The sequence below is a fragment of the Chitinimonas lacunae genome (assembly GCF_042650885.1).
GTDB lineage: Bacteria > Pseudomonadota > Gammaproteobacteria > Burkholderiales > Chitinimonadaceae > Chitinimonas_A > Chitinimonas_A lacunae.
The window spans coordinates 1787402-1797233 of the sequence record NZ_JBHSBU010000001.1 but is presented as its reverse complement, the minus strand read 5'-3'; the positions used below and the strand labels follow the sequence as shown (position 1 = coordinate 1797233).

Below are 9832 nucleotides of genomic sequence, written 5' to 3'. Positions count from 1 at the left end.
AACGTCGGGTAAGAGGTGGGAATGGACAACAGAACGTATACCGGCCTGGAAATCGCCGTCGTCGGCATGGCATGCCGGGTGCCCGGGGCCGACGATGTGGAAGGCTTCTGGCAACTGCTGCGCGAGGGCCGCGAGGGGCTGCGCGAGGCCGACGACGCGGAGCTGCTGGCGCATGGCATCAAGCCCGAGCAACTGGCCGACCCTGCCTTTGTGCGGCGCGGCGGCACGCTCAGGGACAGCGATTGCTTCGATGCCGAATTCTTCCGCATGAGCCCGCATGAGGCGCAGATCACCGATCCGCAGCACCGGGTGTTTCTGGAACTGGCCTGGACGGCGCTCGATGACGCGGCACTGGGGCCGGCCGCGCGTGGCGGCAGTTGCGGCGTCTATGCCGGGGCCGGCGCCAATCTTTATCTGTGGAAGTATCTGCTGGAGGCCGTGCGACAGGGCCAGATCGGCGCGACCGAGCTGGCGATTGCCAACAGCAACGATTATCTGGCGAGCCGGGTGGCCTATAAGCTCGACCTGCGCGGCCCGGCGCTCAATGTGCAGTCGGCCTGTTCGACTTCGCTGGTGGCGATCCACTATGCCTGTCAGGCGCTGATCGGCGGCGAATGCGAGATCGCGCTGGCAGGCGGGGTGCGGATCAATCAGCCCCAGGTACCCGGTTATCGCTATCAGCCGGGCGGCATCGGTTCGCCCGACGGCCATTGCCGCGCCTTTGACGCCGAAGCGGGCGGTACGGTGGGCGGCAGCGGTGCCGGGGTGGTGGTGCTCAAGCGGCTCGAAGATGCGTTGGCGGCGGGCGACCGTATCCGCGCCGTGATCCTCGGCTCGGCCGTCAATAACGACGGTGCCGACAAGGTCGGCTTTACGGCGCCCAGCGTCGTGGGCCAGGCCGCCGTGATCCGTGCGGCGCTGGCCATGGGGGAGGTGGCGCCCGACAGCATTGGCTATGTGGAGGCGCACGGCACCGGTACTCCGCTGGGCGACCCGATCGAAATCGCCGCGCTGCGCGACGCCTTCGGTCCCTTGCCGCCGGCAAGCTGCCTGATTGGTTCGGTGAAGACCAATATCGGCCATCTCGATGCGGCGGCCGGGGTGGTCGGATTGATCAAGACGGTGCTGTTGCTTGAACGCGGCGAGATTCCGCCTTCGCTGCATTTCAAGACTGCCAACCCGGCGCTGGAACTCGAACGCAGCCCCTTCGAGGTCAATGCGCATCTGCGGCCGTGGCCCAAGGGCGGGCTGCGCCGCGCGGGCGTCAGCTCCTTCGGGATCGGCGGCACCAATGCCCATGTGGTGCTGGAGCAGGCGCCGCTGCTGACGCCGGCGACAGCGGATACGGGGCCGCATACCTTTGTCCTGTCGGCCCGCACCCCGGCCGATCTGAGTCGAAGCGCCGGCGAGCTGGCCGACCATCTGAGCCGTTTCTCCGCGCTGTCGCCAGCCGACGTGGCCTATACCACCCAGCTTGGCCTGATTGCCCTGCCGCAACGGCTTGCCGTGGTGGCCGACGATCTGGCCCAGGCCATCGAGCGGCTGGGACAGGCGGACAGCGCCATCACGGCCCTTGACGCGCCGCGTGTGGCCTGGCTGTTCCCGGGCCAGGGCGCCGAATACGCTGGGATGGCGGCCCGTCTTTATCAAGGCGATGCCGGTTTCCGCCAGCATCTCGACAACTGCCTGACCCTGTTCAGTCCGCTGCTGGGCTTTGATCTGTCCGCCCGGCTGTTCGGGACTGAGGGGGTGGATGGCGATACGCTGCTGGCCCAGGCGATGCTCTTCTCGGTCGAATATGCGCTGGCGCAGCGACTGCGTGACTTCGGCGTCCGCCCGGTCGCCCTGCTTGGCCACAGCCTCGGTGAAATCAGCGCCGCCTGTGTGGCTGGGGTATTCGAACTCGACGAGGCCGTCAGGCTGATCGTCGCCCGGGGCCGGGCCATGGCGCAAAGCCAGCCTGGCCGGATGCTGGCGGTACAGGCACCGGTGGCCGAGCTGCTGGGTCTGCTGACCGATACGCAGCTTGCGGTGGCGGCGGACAATAGTCCGGGCCAGACCGTGGTGGCGGGGCCGCAAGCGGCGGTCGAGGCATTTGCTGCCGTGCTCGACGCCCAGGGCTATCTCTACAAGCCGCTGCCAAGCCGCCATGCCTTCCACTCGGCCCTGATGACCGAGGCGGCCGACAGTCTGGCTCGCTGTGTGGCGACACTGACGCTGCGGCCGCCGACGATACCGTTTATCTCCAATGTCAGCGGCGACTGGATCACCGCAGCCCAAGCGACCGATCCCGACTACTGGGGCCGGCAACTGTGCTCGACGGTGCAGTTCCGCACCGGTTGCCGGACGCTTGAGGCGGCAGCGGTGGACCTGCTGGTCGAGGTCGGCCCGGGCGACACGCTGCGCCGGCTCACGGCTCAGCAAGGTCCGGCACTGGGCCAGCTGCCGCAATTGGCCACCTTGCCGCGTCGCAGCGAGCAGGACGTGTCAGACCGGCTGTTCCACGAGGCGCTGGCCGGGCTGTGGTGTCATGGCGTGACGCTCGATTGGTCGGCCCGTCACGGCACGGGCAGCCGTCATCGGGTAGGTCTTCCCAGTTATCCCTTTGCGCGTAAACGGTTCTGGATCGGTGACGAGTCCGCTCCGACTCCCGAACCGACGGCGACCACATCCTCGACGCCGCTTCCGCGTCCCGCTGCCCGGCGCCACGCCCGCCCCGATCTGGCCGTGGCCTATACGGCACCGGGCAACGAGCTCGAGAGCGTATTTGCCGAGCTGTTCGGTTCGCTGCTCAAGATCGAGCAGGTCGGTATTCACGACAGCTTCTTCGATCTGGGCGGCGATTCGCTCCTGGGCATCCGGCTGGTCGAGCTGATCCGGCACCGGCTCGACGTCTCCTTGTCGGTGGCAGCGATCTACGAATATCCCACGGTCGCTGCCCTGGTCGAGCAGGTCGAGCTGCTGATCCTGGCGCAGTTGGAAACGAGCTTCGAGGCATAGCATGAGTCATGACACCAAGCCGCCCGCCGGGCGCAAGCAACTGACCGACGCGCAGCGCGAGCTGATTGCCCGCCGTTTGCGTGGCGAAGGCGCTGTCCGGCCGGGTATTCCTGTGCGGCCCAATGGGGTGGCGGTTCCACTGTCGTTCCAGCAGGAACGCATCTGGGTGCAGGAGCAATTGGCGCCCGGGACGGCGGCGCAGAATATTCCCTATGCCTGCCGGATCGACGGCCCGCTTGATCCTGCGCTGCTGCAACGCGCCCTTGACGCCGTGGTGAGCCGCCATGCCGGGCTGCGTACCGTTTTTGCGCTGGTGGACGAGGTACCGCGTCAGCAGGTGCTCGACAGCGTGACGCTGCCGATCGACTGCCTTGACCTGCGCAGCGAAGCCGCCGCCCAGCGTGCCCAGCGGGCCAGGTCGCTGCTCGATGAGGTGGCGGCGCGACCGTTCGGTGATCTGTCGCACGGTCCGCTGTTGCGGGCGCGGCTGGTGGCCTGCGCCGACGACGAGCACTACTTCACGCTGGTGGTCCACCATATCCTGGCCGACGGCTGGTCGATGGGCCTGTTCGGGGCGGAGCTTAAGTCCTGCTATCTGGCCTATGCGACCGGCACCGAGCCTGCGCTGACGCCGCTGTCTATCCAGTATCCCGACTATGCCCACTGGCAGCGCGCCGCCTTGACGGGCGAAGCGGCCCAGGCCCAGGCCGATTACTGGCGCACCAGCCTCGCGGGGGCGCCTCAGCGGCTCGAATTCCCGACCGACCGGCCACGCAGCAGCAAGCCTGGCCATCGCGGTGCCAGCGTGCAGCGCCATTTCCCGGCAGCCGGACTGGCGGCGCTGTACCAACTGGCCGAGCAGGAGCATGCCAGCGCCTTTATGGCGACGATGGCGGTATTCCAGTTGCTGGTCGGACTTCATACCGGTGAAGAGGATTTCCTGATCGGCGTGCCATTCGCCGGCCGGCGCCATCCGGAAACCGAGCGGCTGATCGGCTGCTTTATCAATCCGGTGGCAGTACGGGCCGACCTGGCCGGCGCCACCACCTTCCGTGATCTGCTGCGGGCGGTGCGGAGCCGGGCCTTGGCCTTGTTGGAGCGGCAGGACTATCCATTTGCCCGGGTGGTCGAGTCGGTCTGCCAGGAGCGGGGCAGCGACACGCCGCTGTTCCAGTTGATGTTCGCCTGGCAGAACGCGCCGCGTGCGCTGGCCGGGGCGAGCGGGCTGGTGTGGACGCCCTTGCTCGCCGACAGCGGCTCGACCCAGCTCGACCTGACGCTCCTGATGGACGAGATGGCCGACGGGGTCCGCGCCACGCTGGTATTTCGTACCGATCTGTTCTGTGCCGCGAGCTGCGAGCGTCTGCTGGAGCGTTTTGCCTTTCTGCTCGACTGGGTGAGCCGTCATCCCGACCTGCGGCTCGACAATGCCTGCCTGCTGCCGCCGGCGGAACGCGACTGGCTGCTGCGCCAGGCCGTGGGCGCACCGACCGGGCGCGAGCCGGCGGTGGAGACGGTGGTCGAGCTGTTCTACCGGCAGGCTGGGCGCAGCCCTGAGGCGCCGGCCTTGCTCGGCGCCGACGGTCCGCTGAGCTATCGCCAGCTCGAAGCGCGGGTACAGAGTTTTGCGGCCTATCTGCGCGGGCGGGGTGTGCAGCCGGAAAGCCGGGTGGCCCTGGCGCTCGGTCGTGGCGAGGCCGTGGCCGTGGCGATGCTGGGCGTGATGACGCTGGGGGCGGCCTGTGTGCTGCTCGATCCGGACAGCCCGGCGGCCCGGCTCGAAACCTTGCTGCGTGACAGCGGCGCCGAGCTGCTGCTGGTGGACCGGGTATTTGCGACAGCCAGCGCGGCTGCGCTGGCTGTCGGCATTGCGCTGATCGAACAGGACGACTGGCGCGCTGCCGCGCTGCCCGGGCAGCCCGTTCCCGTACTGGCACGGCCGCAGTCGCTGGCTTATGTGATCTATACCTCGGGCTCGACCGGCATGCCCAAAGGGGTGATGGTCGAGCAGGCGAGCCTGGCCAATCAGCTCAAATGGCGGCTCGACGCCTGTGGGCTTGGCCAGGGCGACGCGGTACTGCATACCATCCCGTTCTATTTCGATCCCTCGCTCTGGCAACTGTTCGGCCCGCTGCTCGCCGGCGCCAGCGTGGCGATTGCCAGCGATGGCGACTGCCGCGACCCGGCCCGGCTGGCCCGCCTGATCGCCGACCATGCCATCACCGTGGTCGATTTCGTGCCATCGATGCTGGCGGCTTTCCTGGCCAGTACCGAAGCCGATGCCTTGGCCGGGGTGCGGATACTGTTCTGCGGCGGCGAGGCACTGGGCGTGCCCTTGCTGGAATCGGTCCGGGCCCGTACTCAGGCCGTGGTGTTCAATCAATACGGACCGACCGAAACGGCCATCGATGCCACCTCGTGGCGCTCCGACCGCGATGCCGTCCACGGCACGGTGCCGATCGGCCGGCCGATTGCCGGCAAGCGGGTCTATCTGTGCGACCGGCGACTGCGGCTGGTGCCGCCTGGGGTATTGGGCGAGATCTGCATCGGTGGGGTGGGGGTGGCGCGAGGCTATCTCGATGATCCTGCCAGGACTGCCCAATGCTTCCTGCCCGATCCCCACAGCGATCATCCCGGCGCGCGGCTCTATCGCACGGGCGACCTTGGCCGGGTATTGCCCGACGGTCAGATCGAATATGCCGGTCGGCTCGATGGCCAGCTCAAGCTGCGCGGCTATCGGATCGAGCCGGGCGAGATTGCCGCCCAGCTCAACAGCCATCCCGAGGTCCGTGCCGCCGGCGTGGTGGTCAGCCACGAATCGGCAACGCTGACGGCCCATGTGGCGCTTTATCCCGCTGCCACCGTCACGGTGCAGCAACTGCTCGATCTGCTCGAAGCGCGGCTGCCGCGCTATATGGTGCCGTCGGCGCTGTTCATCCATGCCGAACTGCCGACCACCGCCAACGGCAAGCTCGACGAGAAGAGGCTGGCCCGGCTGGCGACCGAGGCCGCACCGCGCCGCGACGGCACGGGCAATGCCTTCGAGCAGGCGGTCGAGGCGATCTGGTTCAAGACGCTGGGCGTGGCGGCGCTGGGGCCCGATGACGACTTCTTTATGCTCGGCGGCAATTCGCTCCAGGCCATCCATGTGGTGGCACACCTCAAGCAGCAGTTTTCGCTCGATCTGTCGGTCGGGGTACTGTTCGAGCATCCCACGGTGCGCCGTCTGGCCGACTATCTGCTGCGGCGCGAGCAACAGGCGCTATGCGTCCCGCAACTGCGCGCCCAACCGGATCTTGACCCCACTCAGCCGCTGTCCTGGCGCCAGCGCTGGATGTGGCGCTGGGTGCAGGATGCGCTGCTGCCGGAACTCCAGCAGAGCCTGACGCTGCGGCGTTTGCACGGTCCGTTCGATCCCGAGCTGCTGTCCCGGGCGGTCGATCTGACCGTCGAGCGCCATGAAGCGCTGCGGACCCGCTTTGGCGGCGGGCGCGACACGGCGGTGCAGACGGTGCTGGCGCCCAGGCCCGGCCAGTTGGAGCGGGTCAGGCTCGACAGCCTGGCCGGTTTTGACCTCGACGGCTGGTGTCAGCGGCAATTCCGCCGACCGATCGATCTGGCTGCAGGGCAGCCGTTCCGCGCCATCCTGCTCGAAGCGGGGCCGGACGAGGCGGTGTTCTATCTGTCGCTGCATAAGTTGATCGACGACGGCGCCAGTGCGGCCCAGGTGCTGGCTGATCTGGCGCGGATCTATGAATCGCTGCGCAGCGGCAGTCCGCTGCCGCCGCAGCCCTTGCAGCAGAAGGATTTCGTCGCCTGGGAACGCGCCTATCTGGACCAAGGCCGCGCCGGGCAGATGCTCGAGCAGTGTCTGGGCGGGCTTGCCGGGGCGCAGCCATTGGTGCTGGGCGCACGAGTGACGGACACCGCGACTGAGCGGCGACGCTTTGGCCTCGATTCCGCCACGTTCGCCAGCATCGTGGCGCTGTCGCGGCGCAGCGGGGTGACGCCGTTCATCGTGCTGATGGCGGCCTGGCAACTTACCTTGGCGCGCTTGTCGCGGCAGCGGCATTTCCTGGTCGGCACACCGCTCAAGTGCCGCGACGAGCCGCTGCTGCAAGGCATGGTGGCACGCACGGTCAATATGGCCGTGCTGGCCGCTGATCTGCGCAAGGGGCCGAGCTTTGCCGATCTGCTCCAGTCGGTGCGTCAGACCATGGCTGTGGCGCACCAGCTGCGCCATCTGCCCTATGCCCTGTTGATCGACCGGCTGACACAGCAATTCGCGACGCCGCCGGTGGGGGCGGTGTTCAACTATCTGCAAAGCGTGCGTCAAGCAGCCCCCGTGGAAGCGGGCCTGACCATGACGCCGCTCAGCAGCAGCATTGCCCGTCCGGCGGAAAACGATCTGTATCTGGTGGCTTCGGAACAGCCCGATGGCGTGGCCTGCACGCTGTTTGTCCGGCTGGGGCTGCTCGATGCCGACCGGGTGGTGGCACTGTTCGTGGACACCTTGCGCCAAGGGCTGGCCGAGCCCGAGATGGCGCTGGGGCTGGAGATCGATGAGGAGGTGACGGTATGAGCGACTGGCTCTATCCCTTGCCGGCGTTGGGGCGGCCCGGCCCGGACGCGCCGGTGCTGGTGTGTTTTCCGCCAGCGGGTGGCAATCCCTATTTCTTCGGACCGCTGGCGCGGGTCGCTGCTGACGCCGCCCGGGTCCAGGTCGCCGCGCTGCCGGGGCGGCCGCCGCGGATGGCCGAGCCGGCCGGGGAGGATTTCTGGCAACTGGTCAGCCAGTTGAGCGAGGCGCTGGCCGGGCTCGACAGCCTTGATAAGGCGCTGTTCTTCGGTCACAGCATGGGGGCGGTACTGGCCTATCACTGCTGTGTCGCCTTGCAGCGTCAAGGCAAGGCACCGGCCGGGCTGGTGCTGTCGGGTGCCCAGGCGCCGACGCCGTTCTTTGCCCGGATGCGCCAGGTGGCGTGTCGCGAACCGGCCCAGATGATTGCCGAATTGCGCCGGATGGGCGGGGTCGAGCCGGCCCTGCTCGAACTGCCTGAATTCGAGGAATTGTTCCTCGGCGCCTACCGCGCCGACTGCCGCGCGGCGGCTGCTTATCACGAGACCGAGGTACCGCTGCTCGATCTGCCGCTGCTGCTGCTGGCAGGCCAGGATGACGAACTGGCCCCACCTGCCGCCCTGGCTGGCTGGCGCAGCGTGACCCGCGGACCGACCCGGCTGCTCAGCCTGCCCGGCGGGCATTTCTATCTCAACGAACAATGGCCGCGGATCTGGGACACGCTGGGCGCCACCTTCCCGTGGCTGGCACAGCAAGCGGCACCGGACCCCGCCGACAGACAAGGAGGATCGAAACAATGGAATTTAAAGAAGTGGTACTGGACGGCAACGACGCCCTGAAAGCCGTCCGCCAGCGCGGCCTGCACGAGCTGTTCCTGCATCTGGCCAAGACCAGCGGCGACCGGGTATTGCTGCGCAGCGGCGCCAATTTGCTCTATCTGTGCGCCCGGCCGGCCGATGTGAAGTCGATCTTCGCCAGCGGCCACCGCAACCACCGCAAACCGCTCAACGACATCATGGGCGATGGGCTGTTTTCGGTATCGTCCTCGCCGCAGCATAAGGAGACGCGCCAGGCGATCCAGCCGGTCTACAGCAATTCCAAGATCCGCGAAATCTCGCATCTGATCGCCGCACCGCTGCGCCGCTATCTGGCCGAACAGTTTGTCCGCGGCGAGGCCGTCGATAGCGAAAGTCTGTTCGAGGCAGCCAAGAAGAGCTGTGTCTATATCAACACCATCGCCATGTTCGGGCTCGATGTGCCGCCTGCCATCGTCGCGGCCGTGTCGGAGATGCATCGCGGGATGACCGACGGCTTCTTCAATGGGGTAGGGGTCGAGGGCATTCTGGCCGACCCGACCTTCAGCGGGGCGAAACAGGCCATCCACGACCATATCGCCACGGTCGTCGCCCGCCATGTGGCCACAGAGGGCGCCTATGTGCCGCTGGTGGTGGAGCTGGCCCAGACCCTGAAGGACAACGAGGTCGGCCATGCCGATCTCAATGGCGAAGTGCTGTCCTTGCTGGGCAGCGGTCTGGAGACGGCCGGGGCTTCGATCTTCTGGGCGCTGTATGAACTGGCGCGCCATCCGCAAGAGCAGGAGCGCCTGCACGGCTGGATCACCACCTCGGACGTGGCGGCAAGCGAGTTCTCGCTGCGGCGCGATACGCCGGTGGCGGAAGTGATTCTGGAAACCTTGCGGCTCTATCCTTCGGGCTGGGCGATGTACCGGCAGATGATGGAACAGGTCGAGTTGGAACCCGGCATCGAGATTCCCGCCGGTGCGCGCGTCTGCGTCAGCCCCTACGTCACCCATCGGATCGAGCGGCAGTGGGCGGAGCCGGAGCGTTTCCTGCCCTCGCGTTTCGCCGACTCGGCGGAAGTGGCGCAAGCCTATGCCCAGTACCGTTTCTTCCCGTTTGCCGGCGGCCACCATCGCTGTATCGGCGAGCGGCTGGCGCTGATGAGCATCGGCATGGTGCTGAGCGAATTCGTCTGCCAGTACCGGATCGCCCTGTGCGCCCCGGGCGAATTGGCGACGCAGAACAAGCTCTGTCTGGAGCCACTGGGTCGGGTGGAATTCAAGCTGACGACCCGCGCCCAGTAAGGGATGGGCCGGTGCCCAGGCTGTACCGGTCAGGGGGCCGCTGCTATCCTCGCGGCCCTTTAAAAAACCGGTGATTTTTTGGTTTGCCGTGGCAGCCAATCCACCGCTTGTCGATCTCATCACTCCGCCCGCGGATTGCGCGGTGGAGG

4 protein-coding genes are annotated in these 9832 nt (G+C 67.3%); all 4 read left to right on the top strand.

Annotated elements, in window-relative coordinates:
• Window positions 1-21 precede the first annotated feature (21 nt).
• Genes ACFOW7_RS07345 through ACFOW7_RS07330 form a run of 4 tightly spaced genes read left to right on the top strand, consistent with a single transcriptional unit; the run spans window position 22 to window position 9683 of the window.
• Entirely contained in the window at window positions 22-3000 is a 2979-nt protein-coding gene (locus tag ACFOW7_RS07345) for a type I polyketide synthase (RefSeq protein WP_378162647.1), read from the top strand.
• Between the two features lies 1 nt (window position 3001).
• Window positions 3002-7582, top strand: a complete 4581-nt coding sequence (locus ACFOW7_RS07340) for an amino acid adenylation domain-containing protein (protein ID WP_378162645.1) — start codon at window positions 3002-3004, stop codon at window positions 7580-7582.
• Window positions 7579-8418 carry a thioesterase II family protein gene (locus ACFOW7_RS07335; protein ID WP_378162643.1) on the top strand — a complete coding sequence of 280 codons (840 nt, stop codon included), beginning with the start codon at window positions 7579-7581 and terminating at the stop codon, window positions 8416-8418. Before ACFOW7_RS07340 ends, ACFOW7_RS07335 begins: the two co-directional genes overlap by 4 nt.
• The gene (locus ACFOW7_RS07330; RefSeq protein WP_378162641.1) at window positions 8376-9683 is read left to right on the top strand and encodes a cytochrome P450; all 1308 of its coding nucleotides are present in this window, start codon (window positions 8376-8378) and stop codon (window positions 9681-9683) included. Before ACFOW7_RS07335 ends, ACFOW7_RS07330 begins: the two co-directional genes overlap by 43 nt.
• Window positions 9684-9832: the final 149 nt, after the last annotated feature.